The organism is Catenulispora sp. EB89, assembly GCF_041261445.1.
Lineage (GTDB): Bacteria > Actinomycetota > Actinomycetes > Streptomycetales > Catenulisporaceae > Catenulispora.
Map to the genome: position 1 here is coordinate 392,426 of NZ_JBGCCU010000008.1, position 23,889 is coordinate 416,314.

The following is a 23,889-nucleotide window of genomic DNA, read 5'->3' on the forward strand; positions in this document are numbered from 1 at the left end:
CCAAGAGCACCGGATCAGATTCCTGATGCGTTCTGACGCATCGTCAGGTCTCGGATTCGGAGGGCCCCATGCCCGAGCACGGAACAGACCTTTCCCGCCGCCGCGTCCTGCAGGGCGCCGCCGCGGGGACCACCGCCGCCCTCTTCGGCGCCGGAGCTTTCGGCGGTACTAACGCCTACGCCGACGCTCCCGTGCTCGGGACGTACGACGTCGTCGTGGTCGGCTGCGGCGCCGCCGGGATGACCGCCGCGCTCACCGTCGCGGCGCGTGGCCTGTCGGTGGTGGTCGTCGAGAAGGCGCCGACGTTCGGCGGCTCGGCCGCGCGCTCGGGCGCCGGGATCTGGATCCCCAACAACTCGGTGATCCTCGCCGCCGGCGTCCCCGACACCCCGGCCCTGGCGGCCGAATACCTCGCGGCGGTCGTCGGCAGCGGTTCGACCCCGGCGCGCCAGGCCGCGTTCCTGACCAACGGACCGGCGATGCTGTCGTTCGTCATGGCGCACAGCCCGTGCCGCTTCAAGTGGATGGACGGCTATTCCGACTACTATCCGGAGCTTCCCGGCGGGATGCCCGGCGGCCGGTCGATCGAGCCGGACGTCATCGACGGGCACATCCTGGGATCGGAGCTGGCGAACCTGAACCCGGCCTACCTGCCGGTGCCGGCCGGGCTGGTGGTGTTCAGCCAGGACTACAAGTGGATCAACCTGGCCGCGGTCAACGCCAAGGGCACGGCGGTGGCCGCCGAGGCCGCCGCGCGCGGGGCCGCCGCCGCCCTGGCCGGGCAGAAGCCGCTGACCATGGGGCAGTCGCTGGCCACCGGGCTGCGCGCGGGGCTGATGCAGGCCGGCGTCCCGGTGCTGCTGAACACGCCGCTGACGGACCTGAACATCGTCAACGGGAGCGCGGCGGGGGTGGTCGTCACGCAGAACGGCACGCCGGGCCTGATCAACGCGCGGCGCGGCGTCATCGTCGGCTCCGGCGGCTTCGAGCACAACGCCGCGATGCGCGCGCAGTACCAGCAGCAGCCGATCGGCACGAGCTGGAGCGTCGGCGCGAAGGAGAACACCGGCGACGGCATCCTGGCCGGCCAGCGCGCCGGCGCCGCGCTGGCGCTGATGGACGACGCCTGGTGGGGCCCGACGATCCCCAGCGGCGACGGGCCGTACTTCTGCCTGGCCGAGCGGACGCTGCCCGGTGGCCTGATCGTGAACCAGGCCGGGCACCGCTTCGTCGACGAGGCGGCGCCGTACGTGGACGTGGTGCACACGATGTACCGGCAGAACGCGACGGCGCCCGACATCCCGGCGTGGCTGATCATCGACCAGAACTTCCGCGACCGCTACGTCTTCCGCGACATCCTCCCGACCCTGCCGTTCCCCGACTCCTGGTACCAGAACGGCTCGGTCTACAGGGACCTGACCCTGTGGGGCCTCGCGAACCAGATCGGCGTCTCCCCATCGACGCTGACGAACACCGTCACCCACTTCAACGGCCTGGCGTTCACCGGCACCGACACGGACTACGGCCGCGGCGCGAGCGTCTACGACCACTACTACACGGACCCGGCGGTGATCCCGAACTCGTGCCTGGCGCCCCTGTGGCTCGCGCCGTTCTACGCCCTCCGCATCGTCCCCGGCGACCTCGGCACGAAGGGCGGCATGGTCACCGACGAGCGGGCGCGCGTGCTCCGGAGCGACGGCACGGTGATCCCCGGCCTGTACGCGGCGGGCAACGCGAGTGCCGCGGTGATGGGGCACAGCTACGCGGGCGCGGGCTCGACGATCGGGCCGGCGATGACGTTCGGGTACGTTGCGGGGAACGATATTTGAGCCGGGTGGACCGAGGCGGGCGAGGCCGGCTCGCTTGAGCTGGACTTGCCCGGGTCTGCGATGCGCCGGTCAGGTGCTGACGCTGGCCACCGCCTCGACCCCGTACGTCCGTGCGTAGCCGTTCTCGGTCCCGACGAGCAGGTCGACGACCTCGAAGTACCGGTCCCAGAACGGCGTCTCGCGCAGCGCGTCGATCAGCAGCTGGTAGGCGTGGTGGTCGTCGGCCTCCCAGACCCAGACGTCGGTGACGCGTGCGGAGTAGAACTCCGTGTCGTAGAAGCGCGAGCGGACGCCGGTGGTCTTGGCTTTGATCGCCGGGAGGACCTGGGTGGTGAAGGCCGCGACGCGTTCCTGCACGCTCAGCGCCAGCCATTCGGGGGTGGTCTTGACCAGCATGAACGCTGTGACCGGCGGCTCGGCGGTGGCTTGAGTGGACGCAGACATCAGGATGCCTCCAGCGCGGCGAAGAAGGCGGGCTTCAGCGTCTCGGCGCACCACTGCTCGAAGCGGGTCGGCGAGGCGGTCTCCGCGGTGCGGGCCACGCCGGCGTCGAGGCCGTTCTCCTTGGCCCGCTTCATTTCGACGATGCCCTGCACGAACTCCGCGTTGAGCCCGTACCCGACCAGCGTCGCGGACACCGCGTCGAACGACTCGCGCTCGTAGCGCACCGGACGCCCGAGCTGCTCGCTCATGATGCGCGCCAGGTCGTTGGGGGACAGGTCCTCCGGCCCGAGCACCGGCACGCTGCCGACACCGCGCCACGTGCGGTCCAGCAGTAGCGAAGCCGCGGCGGCCGCGATGTCGGCGACGGCGACCATCGGCGCCCTGCGGTCGCCGTCCACGCAGTCGAGGAAGACGCCCTTCTCACGGATCGAGTCGACCTCCTCCAGCAGGTTCTCGAAGAACGACGGGTTGGCCAGCGCGCGGTAGGCGACGCCTGATTCGCCGATCAGGTCGTCCATCGCGAGCGAGGCGCTGACCAGGCCGGCGCGGTCGGCGAACGGGGTGCCGCGCCCCAGCGCCGACACGCCGACGACGTGCCCGACCCCGTGCGCGCCGAACGCCTTCACCCCCGGGCGGCTGAAAGCGCTCCACGCCTCGTGCGGCGGCTGGGACGCGTCCGGCGGGACCAGCCAGAAGACTGCGTCCGCGCCGTCGAAGGCCCGGTCGAGCACGGCGGCATCGCCGTGCGAGCCGATGACCACGTCGACGCGCCCGCGCGCCGCCTCCGGGAGCCGCCCGGGATCGCGCACGATCACACGCAGCTCCTCGCCCGCGGCCGGGGCGGACTCCAGCAGCAGGGACAGCAGATGACGGCCGATGTTCCCGGTCGGGCCGGTGATGACGATCATGAAAACCTCGTTGCTCGTTCTGGATCGGTGTTCGGTGCCGATGTCGGTATCGGTGTTCGGTACGTCCCTCATCCTGTGCGGCCCCGCCGTGATGCCACAATGGGAACTTCAGCACGGAATCCTTGACGGAAATGGAATAATGCAGGTGAGCAGCCCGGAACCAACCCTCGACGCCAACCTCGCGATCGCCCTGAACGCCCTGCTGGCCGAGAACAGCGTGACCCGCGCCGCCGCGCGCCTGCACACCTCGCCGGCCGCGATGAGCCGCACCCTCGGCCGCCTGCGCCGCCTCCTGCAGGACCCGCTCCTGGTCCGCGCCGGCCAGACGATGGTCCCCACCCCGCGCGCCCAAGCCCTGCGCGAGGAGGCCGCCGCCGTCGTGCGCAGCCTCGGAGCCCTGCTCAGCCCGGGCGCGAGCGTCGACCCCGCCACGCTTCGCAGCACCTTTACTCTCCAGGCCGCCGACCTGGTCGGCGCGGCGCTGGCCCCCGGACTGCTGCGACTCGCCGAGCGTGAGGCGCCCGGCGTCTCCTTCCGCATCCGGGCCGAGGAGTTGGAGGGCGGCCCCGCCCTGCGCGACGGCCGGATCGATCTGGAGGTCGGCTCCATCGACCACGTGGACCCCGAAACCCAGGTCGAGGAACTGGTCACGCTGCGCATGGCGGCGGCCGTCCGCCCCGGCCACCCGCTCACCGAGGGCCCGCTGACCCCGGCCCGCCTCGCCGCCGCGCAGCACGTCGCGGTCAGCCGCCGCGGCCGCTTCACCGGGCCCCTCGACACCGCGCTGGCCGAACACGACCTGCGCCGCCGGGTCGGCGTCGTGCTCCCGAGCCACCTCGCCGCGATGGCCCTGGCCGCCCGCAGCGACGTCGTCTGCCTCGTCCCGGCCGCACTGCCCGGCGCCGTTCCCTCGCCGCTCACCCAGGACGCCGACGCCCTCGGGCTGCGCCTGCTCGACGTCCCCGTGGCCCTGCCGCCGCTGACCATCGGCATCGCCTGGCACCCGCGGCACACAGCCGACGGCGCGCACTTCTGGCTGCGCGGCGCGGTGCGCAGGGTTCTCGCGCCTTCGTCCTCGTGAGCGCGGAAACGGCTCAGGACCGGTCCTGAACGACCTGTGCCAGGGCTCTGCGAAGGCCGCCCTTCGCGACGTCCCCGCGTCGAAAGAGTCGGATATCATGCGTCGGTCGCCGTTGATCAACATCTGAAGCCCCGGAGGTCGCCGCATGGAACCTGTCACGTTGATCACCGGAGGTTCCAGCGGAATCGGCGCCGCCACCGCCCGTGCCCTGCTCGAACAGGGTCACCGGGTGGCGGTCACCGGTCGCGACGCCGACAAGCTGGCCGCGTTCGCCGCCTCCGTGAAGGCCGACGCCGACGCCGGGGACCGGCTGCTGACGATCAGCGGCGACGCCGCCGAACCGGACGACGTCGCCGCCACCGTCCGTCAAGTCGTGGACACCTGGGGCCGCCTGGACACGGTCATCGCCAACGCCGGCTACTCCCTGCCCGGCAACCTGGAGTCCCACGACCCCGACGCCATGCGTGCCATGGTCCTGACCAACGTCCTCGGTCCGGCCCTGCTCGTCCGCGAGACGCTGCCGCACCTGCGGGAGACCAAGGGCCGGATCGTGGTCGTCGGCTCGGTCGCGGGCATCCGGTACACGCCCGGCAACATGTACTCCGTCACCAAGTGGGCCGTGCACGCGCTGGTCGAGAACGTGCGACTGCTGGTGGCCAAGGACCGCGTCGGCGTCACCCTGGTCGCCCCGGGCGTCGTGGACACCCCATTCTGGGACGAGCGCGGCGGATCACCGCAGGCGGCGCCGGCGCTGACCGCCGAGCAGATCGCCGCCGCGATCCTGTTCGCGGTCAACCAGCCCGAGGGCGTGGACGTGAACCAGCTCGTGGTGCGGCCGACCGGCCAGCTCGGCTGACCTGCGGCACTGCGGCACTGCGGCACCGGGCTCTAGGCCATCGGGGCGAACCCGGGAATGGCGCGCGTGCCCGGGGGAGAAGAACCCTGTCATGAGGCCGCTGACCAGGGTCGCCGCGCTCGGCGCGACGGTGGCCGTCGCCGCGTGGGCCGGGGTGGAGAGCACGCGCCACGCGGTGTCTCAGCCCGCGCAGACCAGAGCCGTGACGGCGACCGCGGAAGCGCCGCTGCACCTTCACGTGCCCTCCCGCCTGGCGCCGGAGCCGGCTTCGGCGCCGGCCGTGCTCGCCGCGCCAGCCGTCGACCCGGGCACCCTGCCGCAGACCCGCGCCCTGCCGAGCAGCGCCGACCAGCAGTTCCAGGCCCGGCTGCACGCGCTGTGGCAGGGCATCGTCGACGACGATCCGCAGGAAGCGCATCCGTTCTTCTTCCCGAAGACCGCGTACGTCCAGCTCAAGGCCCTGTGGAACGCCGCCGGCGACTACGACTACCGCCTGCTGGGCTACTTCGACCTCGACGTGCACGCCGCGCACCGGCTGCTCGGCGCCGGTGCGCAGCGGGCGCAGCTGGTCGGGATCGACGTGCCGGCGGGCAACGCGGAGTGGATGACGCCGGGGTCCGAGGAGAACAAGATCCCTTACTATCGGCTCTACGGCTCGCGCGTCAGGTACACGCTCGACGGGGTGTCGCACTCGTTCGGGGTCTTCTCCCTGTTGTCGTGGCGCGGGCAGTGGTACGCCGTGCACTTCGGGCCGTGGCCGCGCTGGGAGCGCTACGGGGACGTGTTCCAGGCTCGGTGAACCCCTGGTGAACCTCTCGGGGATATCCCTGAGATTGCGAAATCGACCGTGTCGCTGACTCTCGCGCCGGAAGCCTGTACCTTGTGCAGGTGAGCGAGGCGCAAGGCACGTCCAGCACTGTTCGACGCCTCATGCTCGGCTCCCAGCTGCGGCGCCTGCGCGAGGCGGCGCACATCACGCGGGAGGCGGCGGGTTACGAGATCCGCTCCTCGGAATCGAAGATCTCGCGGCTGGAACTCGGGCGCGTCGGCTTCAAGGTCCGCGACGTCGCGGACCTGCTGACCCTGTACGGCGTCACCGACGAGCGGGAGCGCGAGCCGCTGCTGTCGATGGCCGACGCGGCGAACGCGGCCTCCTGGTGGCACGGCTACCACGACGTCCTGCCCAGCTGGTTCGCCAACTACGTGGGCCTGGAGGCGGCGGCCGACCTGATCCGCACCTACGAGGTGCAGTTCATCCCCGGCCTGCTCCAGACCTCGGACTACACCCGCGCCGTCGTGGCCCGGGGCAACACCGCCCTCGACGCGGACGTCGAGCGCCGCGTCGCGATCCGCCAGGAACGGCAGCACGTCCTGTCCCACGACGAGAACCCGCCGCGCTTCTGGGCGGTGCTCGACGAGGCGGCGGTCCGGCGCCCGATGGGGAGCCCGGAGATCATGCGCCGGCAGCTCTCGCACCTGCTGGAGATGATGGAGCGGCCGAACGTCACGGTGCAGCTGCTGCCCTTCGAGTGCGGCGCACAGGCCGCCGACGCCGGCGCGTTCACCATCCTGCGCTTCGCCGAGCAGGACCTGCCGGACGTGGTGTACCTGGAGCACCTGTCCGGGGCGCTGTATCTGGACAAGAACGATGATGTGGACGTGTATCTGCAGGTGATGGAGCGGATCAGTGTCAATGCGCTGACTCCGGCGCTCACCACCGAGGCGTTGGCCAAGCTCATCAACGAGTTCTGAGTTCTGATTCCTGGCAGGACGCCTAGCCGCTCGGTCGGGTCGGGCGGCCCCTGCGGGTGGGCCGCCCCGGCCTCCGGTCTCACGCCTTACGGGCGTCGGCGATCTGGGTGGGTATGGTGCCGAGCCACCAGGTCGGGTTGGCGGTGTGGTCGGTGGTGCGCCCGTCGCTGTGGACGTAGTGGCGCACGTCGCGTCCCGGCTCGCGGAACTCCCCGTTCAGGGCGCGCTCGATCCATTCGGCGCCGAAGCGGAAGACCTCCGCAGCGGCCCCGCCCAGCGGGTGGAATTCGTTCTCGTACACGCGCATCTCCTTTGGCGCCCTGACCCGCTCGTAGCTGGCCAGAGCCTGCTCGAGTTGGGTGAGTTCGTCGAACTCGCCGATGCCGTAGAGCACCGGGCAGGTGATCTGCCCGACGAGGTCGCCGAGCGGCATGCGGGCGACCAGGTCGTGGTCGAAGGCCTCTTCGTCGGTGTAGCCGGCCATGAACATGTAGTTGTTCTTGAAGGTGGGCTGGGCGCGCTCGAAGATGGTGGTGAAGTCGCCGGTGACGGCCTCGAACGCGGCCAGCGCGGCGAGGCGGGGGTCGGTGGTGGCGGCGCGCGAGCCCCAGTAGCCGCTCATGGAGATGCCGAACATGCCGATTCGGGCGGGGTCGACCTGCGGGAGCGCGGCCAGGTAGTCGATGTAGCGGCTGATGGCGCGCTCGTAGTTCGTCAGGTCGACGGTCAGTCCGTTCGCCCTGGTCTCGCCCTGGCCCGGGCCTTCGATGGACAGGGCCACGATGCCGCGGGAGGTGTAGTAGCGCTCTGCGGCGTAGATGTAGTCCTCTTTGATCATGTCCATGCCGGGGCCGAGGATGACGGCGGCGGCGCCGATCACGTCACCTGCCGGCAGGTGGAGCAGGCCGAAGATCTGCCCGCCCTCGAAGTCCAGGACCACCCGGCGCACCCGGTTCCCGCGCAGCGCGCCGATGCGCGCTACGCAGTGGTCGGCGTGCTCACGGAAGGCGAGCTTGCGCGGGTCGGTCGCGTCGAAGATGGAATACTGCGCGCGGCCCCACATCACGGCGGCGCGCACGTACAGGTCGGCTGCGGTCTGCGTGAAGCCGCCGCGGTCGTGGTGGGCGGCGCGCTCCTCGGCCTGTCCGGCCACGGCGGCCCAGGCCTTGGGCAGCATGGCTCCGCTGCTGACCAGGCCGAAGACCTTGTCGAAGTCGGTGTGGTCGTGGCCGAGCTGCTCGAGGGTGCCCTTGGCCCGGGGGTGCAGGGCGTCGAAGCCGCCCTGGGCGAGGGCTATGTCCAGGGCCCAGTTCTGGCCGGTCGAACGAATGGTCATGATGACGTCCTTTCACGCGGGGTGTCCGGCCTTCGCCGCAACACCTAAGTACTTAACTATTAAGTACTTAGGTTAAAGTGGATGTCAACCCGACCGTCGAACCCCGACCGCCGAACCGCACTTCGAGAGGACGATCCTCATGCCCGAGCCGCACCCCGGCTCCGCTGCCGGTCCCACCCGCGACCAAGCCCTCGACGTACTCGCGCGCGCCGCCTACAGCCTCAGCGCCGCCGACTCCCGACTGCGCGGGCGCGCCACCCGCATCCCGGGCGCGCTCTCGCTCACCCACGCCCGGGCCCTGCGCGCCCTGGCCGAGGCGGGAAGCCCTCTGTCGATCAGGCAACTGGCCGCCGCCACCGAGACCACCGACGCTGCCACCACCCAACTCGTCAACGGCCTGGTCGCGGCCGATTACGTCACCCGCGAACGCCCCGCGCACGACAAGCGATCAGTCCTGGTCGCTCTCACCGATACCGGCCGCCGCCGCCACGACGAGCGCCAAGCGATCTTGACCAAGGCGCTCGACACCGCGTTCGCGCACCATGACACCGCCGCCCTGGACGCCGCGGTCGACGTGCTGCGGCAACTGGCGGCGATCTACGACCGGCTCTGATGCGGGCATCGGAATACGGAACCGACAGTCGGCGTGTGGTTCTCGGAGCCGAACCAGAGGATGATGTCGCCCGGGGGCACGACGCCGACGCCGACGCCGGCTCCGTGCGCCGGGCGTCCCAGGCGCTGCGACCGGCCCGCACCGGCCCGACCGCCTTTTCCATTTGTCGCAACGCGCCATTAACATGGGTTTTCAGCCAATACGGAGACCCACCAGGGAAGGCGCCACCCATGGCCCAGACGCAGACCGCGACGGAACCCGCGCGGCGTGGCGGCAGGCCGCCGCTGAGCGAGTCGCGCAAGGACGAGATCCGCCTGGAGATCGCGATCGCGGCGGTGCGGCTGTTCACCGAGCAGGGGCTGGACGGGACGTCGGTCGCGCAGATCGCGGACGCCGCGGGCATCGCCACCCGCACGCTGTGGCGCTATTTCCCCAGCAAGGAGGCCTGTGCCGCGCCGCTGCTGTCGTTCGGGCTGGACCGGTTCACCTCCTACGTGCGCGACCTGCCCGCCGAGCGTCCGCTGGTCGAGGCCGCCGACGACACCCGCTGGTTCAGCGACGCCGCCTCCCCGACGCGGGTGCTGCTGGTCATCGACCTGCTGCGGCTCACGCACACCGAGCCGCTGCTGGACGCGGTGTGGAGCCGCTGCTACTCCGAGGCGGTGGCGCCGCTGGCGCAGGTGCTGGCCGAGCGCTTCGGCCTGCCGGCCGACGACCTGGGGGTCCGGGTCAAGGCCTCGATGCTGCTGGCCGCTATGCACCAGGGGCTGCGGCACTACGTGTGCCGCGCGCCGGGGGAGCACGGTCTGTCGCTGGAGGACACCATCCGGGCCTCGGCGCGGATCGGGCTGGCCGCAGCGCAGGCCCGGGATGTGTGATCGGGGCCACTCGGCGGTTTACTGTCGCGGCGTGCCATTTAGTCGGTAGGGTGGGCGGGCCGCCGGACGGCATCGTCCGGTGCCCGCATTCCTCTTTCCGATCTGGAGCCGTCGCACCATGCCCAGACGTCCGGCGGACGCCTCGCGTCCCCACTACAACGTCATATTCGCGGTCCTGCTCATAGGGATCTCCGCCTACGCGGTCCTGCAGTCGCTCGTCGCCCCGGTCCTGGCCACCTTCATCACGGCCCTGCACACGACGCAGGACACTGCGACGTGGCTGATGACGGCCTACCTGCTGGCCGCCTCCGTGGCCACCCCGATCCTCGGCCGGATCGGCGACAAGGTCGGCAAGGAGCGGATGCTGGTCATCACGCTGCTCGCGCTGACCGTCGGCTCCGGCCTGGCGGCACTGTCGCACACGGTCGGCCTGATGATCCTGGCCCGCGCGATCCAGGGCCTCGGGGGCGGCCTGCTGCCGCTGTCCTTCGGCATCATCCGCGACGAGTTCCCGGCCGAGAAGGTGAACGCCGCGATCGGCCTGGGCTCGGCCACCGTGGCCGTCGGCGGCGGCCTGGGCCTGCTGATCGCCGGCCCGATCGTCACGCACCTGAACTACCACTGGCTGTTCTGGATCCCGATGGTCCTGACCGCGATCGCGACGATCGCCTGCTGGCTGTGGGTGCCCGAGTCGCCGGTGCGCACGCCCGGGAAGATCAGCTGGGGTGCGGCCGTGCTGCTCTCGGCCTGGCTCGTGATGCTGCTGTTGGCCGTCAGCGAAGGCCCGACCTGGGGCTGGGGCTCGACGAAGGTGATCGGCCTGTTCGTCGGCGCCGTGGTCTGCCTGCCGCTGTGGATCTGGACCGAGCTGAAGTCCAGCGCCCCGCTGATCGACATGCGGATGATGCGGCTGCCGGCGGTGTGGACCACCAACGTCGTGGCGCTGCTGTTCGGCGTCGGCATGTACACCGTGATGACGTTCCTGCCGCAGCTCGTGCAGACCCCGAGGAAGGTCGCCGGCTACGGCCTGAGCGCCAGCATCACCCAGTCCGGCGTCTACCTGCTGCCGATGACGGTCTTCATGTTCCTGCTCGGCATCGCCGCCGCCCCGCTGGCCAAGCGCATCGGCCTGAAGGCCGTGCTGGTGCTCGGCTGCGTGGTCAGCATCCCCGGCTTCGCGGCGCTCGCCCTCGGACATTCGCAGGGCTGGCAGATCTACGTGGCCTCCGGCCTGCTCGGCGTCGGCATCGGCCTGGCGTTCTCCTCGATGTCCGCGATCGTGGTCCAGTCGGTCCCGGCCTCGCAGGTCGGCGTGGCCAGCGGCATGAACGCCAACATCCGCACCATCGGCGGCGCGATCGGCAGCGGCGTGGCGGCCAGCATGCTGGCCTCCGGCGTCACCGCCGCCAACCCGATCCCGAAGGACTCCGGCTACACGAACGTGTTCTGGCTGCTGGTCGTGGCCGCGGTGCTGGCGTCGCTGGCCGCGCTGATCATCCCGGCGATCAAGGGCCGGCCGGCGCCGCCGGACGAGCAGCTCAGTGTTGACGACGCCGAAGTACCCGCAGCTGTCTGATCTTGTCGCCGCGGCGTGACATATTCGCACCATGCTCGAAACCACCGAAGAACTGGCCGCGTTGCAACAGCTTCTCGACGCCAGCGCGGCGGCCGCCGGGCCGCACATGCGGGACATCATCACAGCTGATCGTCGGATGGACGCCACGGCGCTCGCCGCACGCCTGCAAGGCATGTGTCTGATCACCGTGGCGACCGTGACCGCCGACGGCCGCCCGCTCACCGGCCCGTTCGACGGCTACTTCCTGCACGGCGCATGGTGGTTCAGCTCGGGCCCGGACGCGGTGCGCATCCGGCACCTCAAGGCGCGCCCGGCGGTCAGCGCGACGTACCTGCCGGGGGAGGAGCTGGCGGTGACGGTGCACGGCCGGGCCGAGCTGTTCGACCTGCACGGTCCGGAGTGCGCGGAGCTTCGGCAGGCGATGCTGGACCACTACCTGCCGAAGCAGCCCGGATTCCAGGAGTGGATGGAGGGGCTGGCCGGGGCGTTCGGCGTGCGGATCGACGCGCGGAAGCTCTTCACCTTCGCGGATTCGACGCCGGGCTGACGGCGGCGGGTGCCAGCGGCGGCGAGTGCTAAAAACGATTCAAACCAAAGCCGATCCGGCCCTCGCCCGACAATGCGCCGTTCGAGTCAGGGCTCTGGTTAGATGCCGGTTTGTCCGGGGTATGAATCGTTTCAGCACTTTGCGACTCCCCACCCCACACCGTCTCCTGCTCGGAGTCCCTATGCGCATACGTCAGGGCACGTCCTTGCGCCTCCTGTTGAGCCTGACGCTGTCAGCCTGGTCGCTGACCGCCCTGAGCTCGCCGCACGCCGCGGCCGCCGCCTCCTCCCACAGCCCCACCGTGTGGACCCTGGACGCGACCGACCGCCCCTTCACCTCCTCGACCCCGCCCGCCGGCACGCCGACGAGCATCAACCTGTACGCCGCGCGCAACGACTACGAGGCCGAGCAGATCCTGGTGCGGTCGTCGTCGGCGCTGAGCGGCGTCACGGTCATCGCGTCGCCGCTGATCGGTCCCGGCGGAGCGACCATCCCCGCCTCCGGGATCACCGCGCGGTACGAGTACAACATCCCCAACATCCAGAAGGTCGGCCACGTCCAGACCCCGCCCGACGGCGGAACGGCCTACTACGACGCCCTGATGGACGACAGTCCCCAGTCGGTCGCCGCGAACACCACCTTCGCCAGCTACTACGAGGTCTACGTCCCGGCCGGCCAGACGCCCGGCGTGTACCTGGGCGGCGCGGTCGTGATGAGCAACCGCGGCCCCGCGATGGTGCCGGTCACCGTGACGGTCTACGGCTCCACGATCCCGCCGACCGACCAGTCCACGTTCCAGATGAACAACTGGTTCGGCTCCGCGGGCTGGGACTACACGGGCACCGAGGCCGACGTCCCCAACGAGTACGGGGTGCAGATGTACGACCCCGACTGGTGGACCGTCGAGGGCAACATCGCCAAGGACATGGCCAAGCACCGCAACAACGTGATCTACGCCGACGCCGAGGCGCTGGCGATCCCGGACACGACGGTCGACGCCTCGGGCGACTTCACCTTCGGCTGGAGCACCTTCGACCGCTTCGTGAACCTGTTCGTGAGCAGCGGGGCGATGCAGTACATTTACACGCCCACGCTGCTCGAACCGAGCCCGACCCTCGGCGGCGCCGACGAGCAGGTGGACACCCTGGTCCCGGCGAACGGCGTCAGCGGCGCGGTCGAGCACGTGCTCTGCCCGGTGAACGCCGGCCCGGCGAACGGCTGCCCGGACACCACCAAGTGGCTCAACGCGTTCTTCCCCGCCCTGAAGGCGCACCTGGACGCCATGGGCTGGACGAACCACTTCTACATGAGCGGCCTGGACGAGCCCTACGCCAGCCAGCAGGCCACGGCGGCGAACTGGTTCTACGCCATCTACGACAAGTACTTCCCGAACCCGCTCACCAACGAGGCGCAGGCCAACACCTTCACCGGTGACGCCGGCTACCTGACGACCGAGACCCCGCAGACCCCGGTCTACGCCTCCGACGTCGCGCTCTACCAGAACTTCCGGATCAACGGAAAGAACCTGTGGCTCTACACCTGCATCTCGCCGCAGGGCATGTACATGAACCGGTTCACGAGCAACTACCTCGACGAGACCCGGCTCATCCCGTGGCTGGTGTGGCAGATCGGCGGCGTCGGCTACCTGCACTGGGGCTGGAACTACTGGCACGACGACTTCTCGGCCCCCTACCCGGCCGCCGACACGTTCAACGACGCGCAGACCGGGGACCACTGGATCGTCTATCCGGACAAGGCCGACTACACGGTCTACGACAGCGTGCGCAGCGAGGCGCAGACCTCGGGGATCCAGGACTACGAGCTGCTGCACCAGCTCTCTGCGGTGAAGCCGGACGCGGCCCGCACCCTGACCGAGACGCTGATCACGAACGCGACCTCGTACGACACCTCCGGCTGGGACGTCGAGGCCCGGCACAAGCAGCTGCTCGACGAACTCGACGCGGCGACCGGCGACCTCGCGCTGCCGTTCACCGACGACTTCAGCGGCGGCGACCACTTCTGGACGCACACCAGCGGGTCCTGGTCCACCAGCGGCGCGGAGTACACGCAGTCCAGCTCCGCGAACTGGGGCTACGTCTCCTACGTCCGGGGCCGCGGCTACGGCGACGTTTCGGCCAGCGTGGACCTGCAGATCAGCAGCGTGGAAGGGGGTGACCACTCCAACTGGGCCGGCCTGATGGTGCACTCGGTGAACGGGACCGATATGGACTCCGGGTACCTGATCGCGCAACGGGACAACGGCCAGCTGTTCGTCTACCGCAGCGGGACCACGCTGGCCTCGGCGAACGTCCCGGGCTACGTCTCCGGGCAGCGGACGCATCTGCGGGTGGTCGCGCGAGGCAACACCCTGACGATCTACTCCGGGACCGGCCAGGCACCGGTGCTGACGGTCACCGACACCGCGTTCAGCATGGGTGACGTCGGTCTGGTCACCGGCGGGGCGAGCGTGAACTTCTGGAACGCCCGGGTGATGCCGACGTCCGTGGACCCGGCCGAGTCCTCGGCGATCACCGCGTCCAGCTCCGCCGAGACCGGCGGCTGGGGGATCCGGGCGGCGGTCGACGGCCAGCGCTCCTCGACGGCGAGCGCCCTGGGCTGGAGCAGCCAGAGCGGGAACACGGCCAACCACACCGAGTGGGTGCAGCTGGACCTCGGCTCGGCGCGTCCGCTGGACCGCGTGGACCTCTATCCGCGTGACGATGCGGGGAACGTCGGCGTCGGGTTCCCGGTGGACTTCACGGTTCAGGTGTCCACGGACGGCACGAACTGGACCACCGTGAGCACCCAGACCGGCTATCCGAAACCCGGGGATCAGGACCAGACCTTCCCCTTCGCCACGACGACGGCGCGGTACGTGAAGGTCACCGGGACGAACCTGGGCACCGACGCGCAGGGGAACTACGTGATGCAGCTCGCTGAGATCGAGGCGCTGGGCGGCGACCTGGCGCTCGGGCGGCCGGCGAGCACGTCGAGCTCGGTGGAGGACACCGCCGTCGGGTGGCTGACCGCCAACCTGACGAACGGTACCCACCACACCGATCAGGGTGCGTCCTCGGGCTGGACCAGCGCCGACTCGAACTCGCCGAACACCACGCAGTGGGCTCAGGTGGACCTCGGCGGGACGTCGCTGATCAGCCATGTCACGCTCTGGCCGCGCGACGACGAGCCGGACACCGGGATGGGCTTCCCGTCGGCGTTCACGATTCAGGTCTCCCCGGACGGCACGAACTGGACCACCGTCGTGACCAGGCGCTGGTATCCGCAGCCCAGCGCCGGCGGCGGGCAGACGTTCGGGTTCGCGAGCACGCAGGCGCGGTATGTGCGGGTCACGGCGAACCGCCTGAGCGCGATCCAGCCGGGGACCTACGCGATGCAGCTGGCGGGGTTGTCGGTGACGTAGGCACGAGATCGTGGGCGCGGAGTCAGGCGCGTCGTAGGCTGCGACGCATGCAGCGCGTCTGTTTCCTGTTGAAGGTGAAGGCCGAACTCGCCGCCGAGTACCGAGCACGGCACGAGGCGGTGTGGCCCGAGATGCTGGCGGCACTGAGCGCGTCCGGCTGGCGGAACTACTCCCTGTTCCTCCAGCCGGACGGCCTGCTGGTCGGCTACCTGGAGACCGACGACTTCGCCGCGGCGCTCGCCGGCATGGCCGCGACCGACGTGAACGCGCGCTGGCAGGCGGAGATGGCGCGGTATTTCGAGGGGCTGGACGGCGGGGCGGCGGATGCGGGGATGGTGCCGCTGACTGAGGTGTTCCATCTCGACTGATCAGACCGGGCAGCCATCCGATGTTTCAGTGTGTTACATCGGCGGCCCGGGGAGATAGAGCTCATCGTGGTCCTGTCACCAGGGGCGGGCCTGAGCATCGCGTGACAGAGGGGTTGATTCGCGCTGCCGCAGGGCATGATGGTCAGACGAATCGTGCGCTCACGAACGGACGGCACCACACGTCCACGAGCGAAAGGCCCTGGGGATGGCAGCGACTATCCGAGAGGTGGCGCGGCAGGCCGAGGTGTCGATCGCGACCGTCTCGCGGGCCCTGAACAGCCCGCACCTGGTCGCGGAACGGACCCGCAGCCGGGTCGTGGACACGGCGCTCCGCCTGGGCTACCCCTCGCGCCGTCCCCGTTCCGCCGGTGCGGCGGCGGGCGCGGCGGCGTCGGCCGCCGGTCGCATCGGTTTCGTCGGCGCGGTGCTCCCCGACCTGGCGAACCCGTTCTATCCGGCGGTGCTCTACGGGATGCGCTCGGCCTCGGTCCCGGCCGGACAGCACGTGCTGTCCCTGGACGCCGCGGAGGATCCGGCCGCCGAGGCCGACCTGATCCGGATGATCGCCGGCCAGGTGGACTCCCTGGTCCTGCTGTCGTCCCGGCTGCCCGACGACCGTCTGCGAGCCCTGTGCGTCCCCGGCCGTACCGTGCTGTTCAACCGTCTGATCCCGGGGCTGCCGGGTGTCGTCGTCGACTACCTGGACGGCATGCGCCGCATGGTGGCGCATCTGGCGTCCCTGGGCCACCGGCGGATCGGCTACGCCGGCGGCCCGCGCGCGTCGTTCGCCGACGCCGAGCGCCGACGCGGCCTGGCGGTGTCCAGTCAGGCGGCGGGGCTGCGTATCGTCGACCTCGGCCGGTATCCGCCGTACTTCACCTCCGGTGCTCAGGTCGCCGACCGCGCGCTGCGCGAGAACGTCACCGCGGTCATCGCGTTCAACGACCTCATGGCTCTGGGCGCCCTGGTGCGCCTGCGGGAACTGCGGATCGACGTCCCGGGGCGGATCAGCGTCGCCGGTTTCGACGGCGTCCCGCTGGCCGCCGCCGGCACGCCCCGCCTGACGACGGTCGTCCCGCCGCTCGGCCGCGCGGGCCGGACGGCGATGGCGTTGCTGCGGGCCGCCACCGGAACCTCCGCAGCCGCGCCGCGATGGTGCGTGCTGCCCGTGCGGCTGATGGTCGGCACGTCGACGGCGCCACCGCCGGGGCTGTGAGCCTGTTCGGCCGGAGGGCGTATCAGCCCCCGTGGTCCCCGTGGTCCCCGTGGTCCCCGTGGTGACGCGGCTCGCTCACTTCGTCGTGATGAACGCGTCGGGGCTCTGCACCACCGGTGATTCCAGATACAGGCTCCGGTACTCGTCATGGATCCCGGCGTTGTGGACCTGGATCGCCAGCGGGCCGACGCGGCCGGCCGTCGGATCCTTGAAGTCCAGCACCTCCGTGGCCTTGCAGGTGGCCGCGCCCGGCGCCAGCGGGCAGCAGGCCATCCGGGCGATCCCGGTGGACTGGTTGGCGATGAGCTCGCACTGGGCCCAGGCGGAGGTCGGGATCTTCGTGTGGGGCAGCTGCTTGAACTCGCTGCCGCCGCCGTTGTTGTGCCCCGGACGGTAGTCCCAGTGGCCGCCGTTCGGCGGCTGGAACTGGATCGCGCTGAGCGCGTCGCGCAGCGGGGCCGTCGTCCCCCAGATCAGGACGGTCGGCGCGTGGTTGCCGCTGACCTGGCGGACGTTGAAGATCCAGCGGAAGGTGCCGGCCTGCTGCACGTTGTAGTAGATCCAGCCGCGGGCGGTGCCGTTGCCGTGGATCGCGCCGCCCACCACGGACCACTCGCCGGCCGCCGCCTGCGTCCACCCGGTCAGGGTCTTGCCGTCGAACATGGAGACCAGATGTGGATCCCCGTAGGGGTTGGGAACCGCTGCGCGGGTGTTCTGCGCGGCCGCGGCGGCGGGCGCGGCGACGGCGGCGGTCACAGCGGTGAAGGCGGCGGCGACGGTGCGAAGCGATCTGCGCATGTCTGGTCCCTTTCCGGGGCGTCAAAGTGCTGATGCACCGGATGCTCGCCGCACGCCGCGTATCCGGTCAATGACGCTGCGGATGTTACAGCCGGTGTTTCAGGCCGGCCGTGGACAGGCAGGGGTCGAACTCGCTGCGTTTCACCCGAGGCCGTGAAACATGATGAAACACCGGCGCCGCGGCGGCCACGTGTGATCAGGGCCGCCGGAAACCGGACTCGGGCGGCTACCGAATCTCCGACCGAGCCGGCAGATCAAGCCCCAACCGCTCCGGCACCCCCTCCAAAACCAGCGCCGCCGCCCCCAACACCCCCGCGCTGTCCCCGAGCGTGCTCGGCACGATCCGCAGCCGCTGGTGCAGCGAGCCCATCGTTCCGCGGCGCAGCGTGCGGCGGATCGGGTCGAGCAGGGCGTCGCCGGCCCCGACCAGGTCGCCGCCGATCACCACGAGCTGCGGGTTCAGCAGGGAGACCGCCGCCGACAGCGCGCGCCCCACCGCCTCGCCGGCGTCCTCCAGGGCGCGCAGGGTGCCGCGGTCGCCTCGGCGCAGGAGGTCCGGCAGGTCGGCGCCGGTGACCGGCTGGCCCCAGCTGCGCGCCAGCAGCGCGGCGATCGCCGCCGGGCTCGCGACGGTCTCCAGGCAGCCGCGGCTGCCGCAGCGGCACAGCGCGCCGTCCGGCTCCACCGTCACGTGGCCGAGTTCGCCGGCCAGGCCGAGGTGGCCCAGGAGCATGCGGCCGTCGCTCATCATGCCCGCGCCGATGCCGGCGGCCAGGCGGACGTAGACCACGTTCGCGCAGTCGCGGGCCGCGCCGAAGCGGCGTTCGGCCAGGACGCCGGCGTTGGCGTCGTTGATGATCTGCGTCGGCAGGCCGGTGCGCGCCGCGAGTACGTCCGCGGGGCGGGTGCCGACCCAGCCCGGCATGATGCCCTCGGCCTGGAGTCCGCCGGTGACCTTGTCGACGGGGCAGGCGATGCCCAGGCCCAGCCCGAGGATCTTCTGCGGCGGCACGCCGGTGTCGTCGATCGCCGCGGCGATCAGCCGCACCGCGGTGTCCAGGGCGCGCTCCGGATCGTCGTCGACGGCGATCGCCTCCGAGCGGTCCCAGCGCGATGTTCCGACGACATCGGTCACAATGGCGCGCACGTGATCGTGTCCGACGTCCAGCCCGACCGCGTAGGCGGCGTCCGGTTCCAGCGAGACCAGCTGCGGCGGCCGGCCGGTGCGCTGACCCGACGGCGCCGCCTCCGCGGTCTCGCGCACCACCCCCGCCGCGATCAGGTCGAAGACCACTGAGGCCACGGTGGCCCGGGCCAGCCCGGTCCGCCGCACCAGCTCGGCCCGGGACAGCCGGGGGTGGTCGGCGAGCGCCTGCAGCACCCGGACCCGCCCCAGATTGTGCAGGTTGATCGGGGTCTCGGCCGCGGTCTCCGCATCGATGGCAGTGGGGTGCACGCCAGAACCATAGCAACGGAGTAAATCTCGTCCTAGTCAAAACTGGCGCGGAAGTTGTTTCAGAGTTCTTGACTTTCGCGCATAGTCGGCTGAATGTGAGGGGCGGCTAGTGCTCCAGCAGGCATCCACTACGGAGGCGCAATGGAACAGCACAGACGCACCAAACGGCCCGGACTGCGCAGGACGGCCCAGGCCACCGTCGCCCTCGCGGTCGGGCTGGGCATCGCGGTGACCGCGGCGCCGGCCTCGTCCGCCGGAGCCGCGAACGCCCCGGCGGCAGGGGACGCCGCAAACAGCAGAACCCAGCTGCCGATCTACCTCGACACGCATTACAGCGCCGAGGCGCGCGCCGCAGACCTGGTCTCCCGCATGACGCTGCCGGAGAAGGTCGCCCAGCTGAGCACCAACAGCGGCCCGGCGATCCCGCGCCTGGGCGTTCAGCAGTACACGTACTGGAGCGAGGGCCAGCACGGCGTCAACACCCTGGGAGCCAACCAGAACAACAACGGCAACGGCAGCGCCGTCCGCTCGACCAGCTTCCCGACCAACTTCGCCAGCACCATGTCCTGGGACCCGAGCCTGATCTACCAGGAGACCACCGCGATCTCCGACGAGGCCCGCGGCTTCCTGGACAAGTCCCTGTTCGGCGTGAACCAGAACAATCTCGGCCCCTCGGCGAGCGACTACGGCAGCCTGACGTTCTGGGCCCCGACCGTGAACATGGACCGCGACCCCCGCTGGGGCCGCACCGACGAGGCTTTCGGCGAGGACCCGTACCTCGTCTCGCAGATGGCCGGCGCCTTCGTCAACGGCTACGAGGGCAACACCCCGAGCGGCAAGTCCGAGACCGGATACCTCAAGGTCGCGGCGACGGCGAAGCACTACGCGCTGAACAACGTCGAGCAGGACCGCACCGGCGTCTCCTCCAACGTCAGCGACACCGACCTGCACGACTACTACACCAAGCAGTTCGCGTCCCTGATCGAGAACGCGCATGTCTCAGGCCTGATGACGTCCTACAACGCCATCAACGGCACCCCGAGCGTCGCCGACACCTACACCGCGAACCAGCTCGCACAGCGCCAGTACGGCTTCAACGGCTACATCACCTCCGACTGCGGCGCCATCGGCACCACCTACCAGACCTTCCCGAGCGGCCACAACTGGGCCCCGCCCGGCTGGAGCACCGACGGCAAGAGCTCGACCGGCACCTGGACGAACACCGCTACCGGCACGACCGTCCCGGCCCAGGCCGGCGGCCAGGCGTACGCGCTGCGCGCCGGCACCGATCTGAACTGCGCCGGCGGTGAGAACACGTACGCCGACATGACGGCCGCGATCAACGCCGGGGTGCTCAGCGAGGGTGTCATCGACAACGCGCTGGTCAAGATCTTCACCGTGCGCATGGAGACCGGCGAGTTCGACCCGGCGGGTTCGAACCCTTACACGTCCATCACCAAGGCGCAGATCCAGAGCCCGGCGCACCAGGCGCTGGCCACCAAGATCGCCGACAACTCGCTGGTGCTGCTGAAGAACCAGCCGGCGGCCGGCGCCACCAAGCCGCTGCTCCCGCTGTCCGCGGCCACCACCAACAAGATCGTGATCGTCGGCGACATGGCGAACGCGGTGACCCTCGGCAACTACTCCAGTGACCCCACGCTCCAGGTCAGCGCCGTGCAGGGCATCACCGCCGCGGTCCAGAAGGCCAATCCCGGCGCGACCGTGACGTTCGATGCCTGCGGCACCTCCACCGACGCCACCACCGCGGCGACGTGCTCGGCGCAGACGCTCAGCGACGTCGCGAGCGCCGACGCGGTCGTCGTCTTCGTCGGCACCAACCAGAAGATCGCCGACGAGGGCAAGGACCGCACGACCATCGCCATGCCCGGCAACTACGACTCGCTGATCAACCAGGTCGCGGCAGTCGGCAACTCCCGCATGGTGCTGGCGATCCAGTCCGGCGGCCCGGTCCAGATCGACGACGTCCAGAAGGACTTCGCCTCGGTCGTGTTCAGCGGCTTCAACGGCGAGAGCCAGGGCACCGCGCTGGCCGACGTGCTCTTCGGCACGCAGAACCCGGACGGGCACCTCGACTTCACCTGGTACGCCGACGACTCGCAGCTTCCGGCGATGTCGAACTACGGCCTCACCCCGGCCGAGACCGGCGGCCTGGGCCGTACCTACATGTACTTCACCGGCACCCCGACCTACCCGTTCGGCTACGGCCTGAGCTACTCGACGTTCTCCTTCTCCGGCGTCCATGCCGAGAAGCACAGCGCGGACGCCAACGGCACCCAGAGCGTCACGGTCACGGTGAAGAACACCGGCACCACCGCCGGCAGCACCGTCGCGCAGCTCTACGCCGCGCCGAAGTTCACCGTCGCCGGCCAGACCTTCCCGAAGGAACAGCTGGTCGGCTTCCAGAAGAGCAAGGTCCTCAAGCCGGGGGAGAGCCAGCGGCTCACCATCACCGCGCAGATCTCCGACCTGGGCATCTGGAACCCGGCCACCATGAACTCCGTGGTCTACGACGGCAGCTACGCCTTCCAGGTCGGAGCCGACGCCACCGACCTGCGCGGCGGCGTGGACGTCGCGGTGACCGGGGCGCTGGCGCAGCGCGTCCGCACCGTGTCCGTGCAGCCGGACCAGGTCGACTTCCAGGTCGGCCAGACGCTCGACCTCACCGGCAAGAACCCGTGGATCGCCGACGACACCACCGGTGTGGGCTCCGTTCCGCAGGACCGGAACATGAGCGTTACCGCCGACAACATCGTCGAGGCCGCCGCTGCCGACGGCAGCTTCGCCGACCTGTCCAAGGCGCACGTGAGCTACCACAGCAGCGACCCGCGCGTGGCTACTGTCGACGCCAAGGGACTCGTCACGGCGGTCGGTACCGGAGCCGCGGACATCACCGTCACGGTCAACGGCGTCAGCGGTTCGACGCCGATCGTCGTCGGCCACGCGGTGTCCGTCACCACCCCGGCGCTCGCGCAGCCCGGTCAGGCCTCGACGGTGAGCACGACGTTCACCAACACCGCCTCGGCCGCGTCCGGCGGGTCGGGTGCGTCCGGCGCGTCCGGCGCGGTGAGCGACGTCGCGATGAGCCTCGACCTGCCCGCCGGCTGGACCGCGACGGCGACCAGCCCGTCGACCTTCGCACACGTCGCGGCCGGCCAGAAGGTGACCACCACCTGGTCGGTGACGGTGCCGAGCGGCGCCGGCGGCACGTACACGCTGAACGCCGACGCCACGGTCCGCGGCAAGCACGACAGCGTCGGCTTCCAGCAGCTGGCGGTGCCGTACACGTCGCTGCCGGCCGCGTTCAACAACGACGCGATCACCAACGACAGCAACCGGGGCGGTGCCGATCTGGACGGCGCCGGCGCGAGCTACTCGGCGCAGGCGCTGGCCTCGGTCGGCGTGACGCCCGGCGCGCCGCTGGTGCACGACGGCCTCACGTTCACCTGGCCGGACCGGCAGGTCGGACAAAGTGACAACGTGGTCGCCGCCGGGCAGACCATCGACATCACCGGCTCGGGCTCGACGCTGGGCCTGTTGGGGACCAGCACCTGGGGACCCAGCAGCGGCAGCGGCACGATCACCTACACCGACGGCAGCACGCAGCCCTACACGGTCGCCTTCGGCGACTGGGCCAACGGCACCCCGCCGACCGGCGGCGACGTCGCGATCCGCGCCCCGTACGGCAACCAGCCGGGGAACCAGACCGGGTGGGCGGCGACGATCGACTACTTCCCGGTGACGCTCGACCCGACCAAGACCGTGCAGTCGATCACGCTGCCGGCCGGCAGTGCGCAGCCGCACGGCGGGATCCCGGCGATGCACGTGTTCGCCATGTCCATCAAGTCCGACCACCTGGCGATCACGGCGCCGCCGGCGCTGGAGCCCGGCGCGTCGGGCACGGTGACCACGACGCTGGCGAACCCGTCCTCGGCGGTGCTGAGCAACGTGGCGCTCGGCCTGACGCTGCCGGCTGGCTGGACCGCCGCCAACAGCACGCCGGACACCTTCGCCACGGTCGCGGCCGGGGCCACGGTCTCGACGACGTGGTCGGTGACGGTGCCGGCGGCGCAGCAGCCGGGGCCGCACGTGATCGGGGTGACGGAGACCGTCGGCGGCGCGCAGGCCGGGATCTCGGGCACGCAGACCACCGTGGCCTATCCGTCGCTGACCGCCGGGTTCAACAACGTGTCGATCACCGATGACGCGAACCACGGCCCCGGCAACATCGACGGCGGCGGCAACAGCTTCTCCGCGCAGGCGCTGGCTGCTGCCGGGCTGAACCCGGGAGGCCAGTTCACGTTCGGCGGGCTCGCCTTCACCTGGCCGAGCGCGGCGGCGGGGACCTCGGACAACGTCGAGGCCGACGGCCGCTCGTTCAGCCTCTCCGGCAGCGGCGCGACGCTGGGCTTCCTGGGCGCCGCGGCCAACGGGCAGTCCTCGGGCACCGCGACGATCACCTACACCGACGGGAGCACGCAGCAGTTCACGCTCGGGTTCGGGGACTGGGCCTCGACCTCGCCGTTCCCCGGCTCCCAGGTCGCGGTGACCTCCGCGTACGGCAACACCTCCAGCGGCAAGTCGCCGTGGAAGGCTTCCATCTTCTACGACAGCGTGGCGCTTCAGGCCGGCAAGACCGTGCAGTCGGTGACGCTGCCGGGCGGGACGTCCTCGCCGCTGCACGTGTTCGCGGCGGCGATCGGTTGACCGGGCTGGCCGGGCTGGCCGAGCTGACCGATCGGCTGACCTGGCCGGGAAGCGGCTAGCGGGTTCTGAAGGAGCCTGAGGGGTC

At 70.7% G+C, this 23,889-nt stretch carries 18 protein-coding genes; 13 read left to right on the plus strand and 5 right to left on the minus strand.

The annotated features are described in order from the left end of the window. Positions 1–68 precede the first annotated feature (68 nt). Positions 69–1,829 carry a 3-oxosteroid 1-dehydrogenase gene (gene kstD / locus ABH920_RS20240; protein WP_370350598.1) on the plus strand — a complete coding sequence of 587 codons (1,761 nt, stop codon included), beginning with the start codon at positions 69–71 and terminating at the stop codon, positions 1,827–1,829. A 69-nt stretch (positions 1,830–1,898) separates the two neighbouring features. On the opposite strand, the gene ABH920_RS20245 is transcribed toward kstD, so the two are convergent. Both ABH920_RS20245 and ABH920_RS20250 read right to left on the minus strand, forming a co-directional pair. After that, on the minus strand, positions 1,899–2,273 hold the full coding sequence (locus ABH920_RS20245) for a darcynin family protein (protein ID WP_370350599.1): 375 nt from the start codon (positions 2,271–2,273) through the stop codon (positions 1,899–1,901). Further along, positions 2,273–3,181 (minus strand): NAD(P)H-binding protein, encoded by a 909-nt coding sequence (locus tag ABH920_RS20250; protein ID WP_370350600.1) that lies wholly within the window; start codon positions 3,179–3,181, stop codon positions 2,273–2,275. Before ABH920_RS20250 ends, ABH920_RS20245 begins: the two co-directional genes overlap by 1 nt. A gap of 139 nt (positions 3,182–3,320) precedes the next feature. Between ABH920_RS20250 and ABH920_RS20255 the strand changes: the two genes are divergently transcribed. From ABH920_RS20255 to ABH920_RS20270, 4 genes are all read left to right on the plus strand, one after another. Continuing rightward, positions 3,321–4,262, plus strand: a complete 942-nt coding sequence (locus ABH920_RS20255) for a LysR family transcriptional regulator (protein WP_370350601.1) — start codon at positions 3,321–3,323, stop codon at positions 4,260–4,262. 145 nt (positions 4,263–4,407) lie between these two features. Beyond that, positions 4,408–5,118, plus strand: coding sequence for an SDR family oxidoreductase (locus ABH920_RS20260; protein ID WP_370350602.1), 711 nt, complete (start codon positions 4,408–4,410; stop codon positions 5,116–5,118). A gap of 91 nt (positions 5,119–5,209) precedes the next feature. Further along, on the plus strand, positions 5,210–5,917 hold the full coding sequence (locus ABH920_RS20265) for a hypothetical protein (protein ID WP_370350603.1): 708 nt from the start codon (positions 5,210–5,212) through the stop codon (positions 5,915–5,917). Positions 5,918–6,006: 89 nt separating this feature from the next. After that, positions 6,007–6,870, plus strand: a complete 864-nt coding sequence (locus ABH920_RS20270; protein ID WP_370350604.1) for a helix-turn-helix domain-containing protein — start codon at positions 6,007–6,009, stop codon at positions 6,868–6,870. 79 nt (positions 6,871–6,949) lie between these two features. Here the strand turns inward: ABH920_RS20270 and ABH920_RS20275 are convergent, their stop codons facing one another. Next, positions 6,950–8,206, minus strand: coding sequence for an alpha/beta hydrolase (locus ABH920_RS20275; RefSeq protein ID WP_370350605.1), 1,257 nt, complete (start codon positions 8,204–8,206; stop codon positions 6,950–6,952). A 139-nt stretch (positions 8,207–8,345) separates the two neighbouring features. Between ABH920_RS20275 and ABH920_RS20280 the strand changes: the two genes are divergently transcribed. From ABH920_RS20280 to ABH920_RS20310, 7 genes are all read left to right on the plus strand, one after another. Further along, positions 8,346–8,819, plus strand: coding sequence for a MarR family winged helix-turn-helix transcriptional regulator (locus ABH920_RS20280; RefSeq protein WP_370350606.1), 474 nt, complete (start codon positions 8,346–8,348; stop codon positions 8,817–8,819). 230 nt (positions 8,820–9,049) lie between these two features. Further along, complete coding sequence (locus ABH920_RS20285) at positions 9,050–9,697, plus strand: TetR/AcrR family transcriptional regulator (protein ID WP_370350607.1); 648 nt, start codon at positions 9,050–9,052, stop codon at positions 9,695–9,697. Positions 9,698–9,815: 118 nt separating this feature from the next. Beyond that, on the plus strand, positions 9,816–11,273 hold the full coding sequence (locus ABH920_RS20290) for an MFS transporter (protein WP_370350608.1): 1,458 nt from the start codon (positions 9,816–9,818) through the stop codon (positions 11,271–11,273). Positions 11,274–11,304: 31 nt separating this feature from the next. Further along, entirely contained in the window at positions 11,305–11,820 is a 516-nt protein-coding gene (locus ABH920_RS20295; RefSeq protein ID WP_370350609.1) for a pyridoxamine 5'-phosphate oxidase family protein, read from the plus strand. A 181-nt stretch (positions 11,821–12,001) separates the two neighbouring features. Next, the gene (locus tag ABH920_RS20300; protein WP_370350610.1) at positions 12,002–15,241 is read left to right on the plus strand and encodes a discoidin domain-containing protein; all 3,240 of its coding nucleotides are present in this window, start codon (positions 12,002–12,004) and stop codon (positions 15,239–15,241) included. 47 nt (positions 15,242–15,288) lie between these two features. Continuing rightward, on the plus strand, positions 15,289–15,609 hold the full coding sequence (locus ABH920_RS20305; protein ID WP_370350611.1) for an L-rhamnose mutarotase: 321 nt from the start codon (positions 15,289–15,291) through the stop codon (positions 15,607–15,609). A 205-nt stretch (positions 15,610–15,814) separates the two neighbouring features. Continuing rightward, complete coding sequence (locus ABH920_RS20310; RefSeq protein WP_370350612.1) at positions 15,815–16,825, plus strand: LacI family DNA-binding transcriptional regulator; 1,011 nt, start codon at positions 15,815–15,817, stop codon at positions 16,823–16,825. 75 nt (positions 16,826–16,900) lie between these two features. Here the strand turns inward: ABH920_RS20310 and ABH920_RS20315 are convergent, their stop codons facing one another. Both ABH920_RS20315 and ABH920_RS20320 read right to left on the minus strand, forming a co-directional pair. After that, entirely contained in the window at positions 16,901–17,623 is a 723-nt protein-coding gene (locus ABH920_RS20315; protein WP_370350613.1) for a family 16 glycoside hydrolase, read from the minus strand. A gap of 226 nt (positions 17,624–17,849) precedes the next feature. Continuing rightward, complete coding sequence (locus ABH920_RS20320; protein WP_370350614.1) at positions 17,850–19,079, minus strand: ROK family transcriptional regulator; 1,230 nt, start codon at positions 19,077–19,079, stop codon at positions 17,850–17,852. 141 nt (positions 19,080–19,220) lie between these two features. Here ABH920_RS20320 and ABH920_RS20325 point away from each other — a divergent pair, with 141 nt between their 5' ends. Continuing rightward, positions 19,221–23,804 (plus strand): glycoside hydrolase family 3 C-terminal domain-containing protein, encoded by a 4,584-nt coding sequence (locus ABH920_RS20325; protein ID WP_370350615.1) that lies wholly within the window; start codon positions 19,221–19,223, stop codon positions 23,802–23,804. Positions 23,805–23,889 lie beyond the last annotated feature (85 nt).

Bases quoted from the DNA above. Each gene is read 5' to 3' on its own strand.
- kstD (WP_370350598.1), top strand. From the start codon at position 69: ATGCCCGAGCACGGAACAGACCTTTCCCGCCGCCGCGTCCTGCAGGGC.
- ABH920_RS20245 (WP_370350599.1), bottom strand. From the start codon at position 2,273: ATGTCTGCGTCCACTCAAGCCACCGCCGAGCCGCCGGTCACAGCGTTC.
- ABH920_RS20250 (WP_370350600.1), bottom strand. From the start codon at position 3,181: ATGATCGTCATCACCGGCCCGACCGGGAACATCGGCCGTCATCTGCTG.
- ABH920_RS20255 (WP_370350601.1), top strand. From the start codon at position 3,321: ATGCAGGTGAGCAGCCCGGAACCAACCCTCGACGCCAACCTCGCGATC.
- ABH920_RS20260 (WP_370350602.1), top strand. From the start codon at position 4,408: ATGGAACCTGTCACGTTGATCACCGGAGGTTCCAGCGGAATCGGCGCC.
- ABH920_RS20265 (WP_370350603.1), top strand. From the start codon at position 5,210: ATGAGGCCGCTGACCAGGGTCGCCGCGCTCGGCGCGACGGTGGCCGTC.
- ABH920_RS20275 (WP_370350605.1), bottom strand. From the start codon at position 8,206: ATGACCATTCGTTCGACCGGCCAGAACTGGGCCCTGGACATAGCCCTC.
- ABH920_RS20280 (WP_370350606.1), top strand. From the start codon at position 8,346: ATGCCCGAGCCGCACCCCGGCTCCGCTGCCGGTCCCACCCGCGACCAA.
- ABH920_RS20285 (WP_370350607.1), top strand. From the start codon at position 9,050: ATGGCCCAGACGCAGACCGCGACGGAACCCGCGCGGCGTGGCGGCAGG.
- ABH920_RS20290 (WP_370350608.1), top strand. From the start codon at position 9,816: ATGCCCAGACGTCCGGCGGACGCCTCGCGTCCCCACTACAACGTCATA.
- ABH920_RS20295 (WP_370350609.1), top strand. From the start codon at position 11,305: ATGCTCGAAACCACCGAAGAACTGGCCGCGTTGCAACAGCTTCTCGAC.
- ABH920_RS20300 (WP_370350610.1), top strand. From the start codon at position 12,002: ATGCGCATACGTCAGGGCACGTCCTTGCGCCTCCTGTTGAGCCTGACG.
- ABH920_RS20305 (WP_370350611.1), top strand. From the start codon at position 15,289: ATGCAGCGCGTCTGTTTCCTGTTGAAGGTGAAGGCCGAACTCGCCGCC.
- ABH920_RS20310 (WP_370350612.1), top strand. From the start codon at position 15,815: ATGGCAGCGACTATCCGAGAGGTGGCGCGGCAGGCCGAGGTGTCGATC.
- ABH920_RS20315 (WP_370350613.1), bottom strand. From the start codon at position 17,623: ATGCGCAGATCGCTTCGCACCGTCGCCGCCGCCTTCACCGCTGTGACC.
- ABH920_RS20325 (WP_370350615.1), top strand. From the start codon at position 19,221: ATGGAACAGCACAGACGCACCAAACGGCCCGGACTGCGCAGGACGGCC.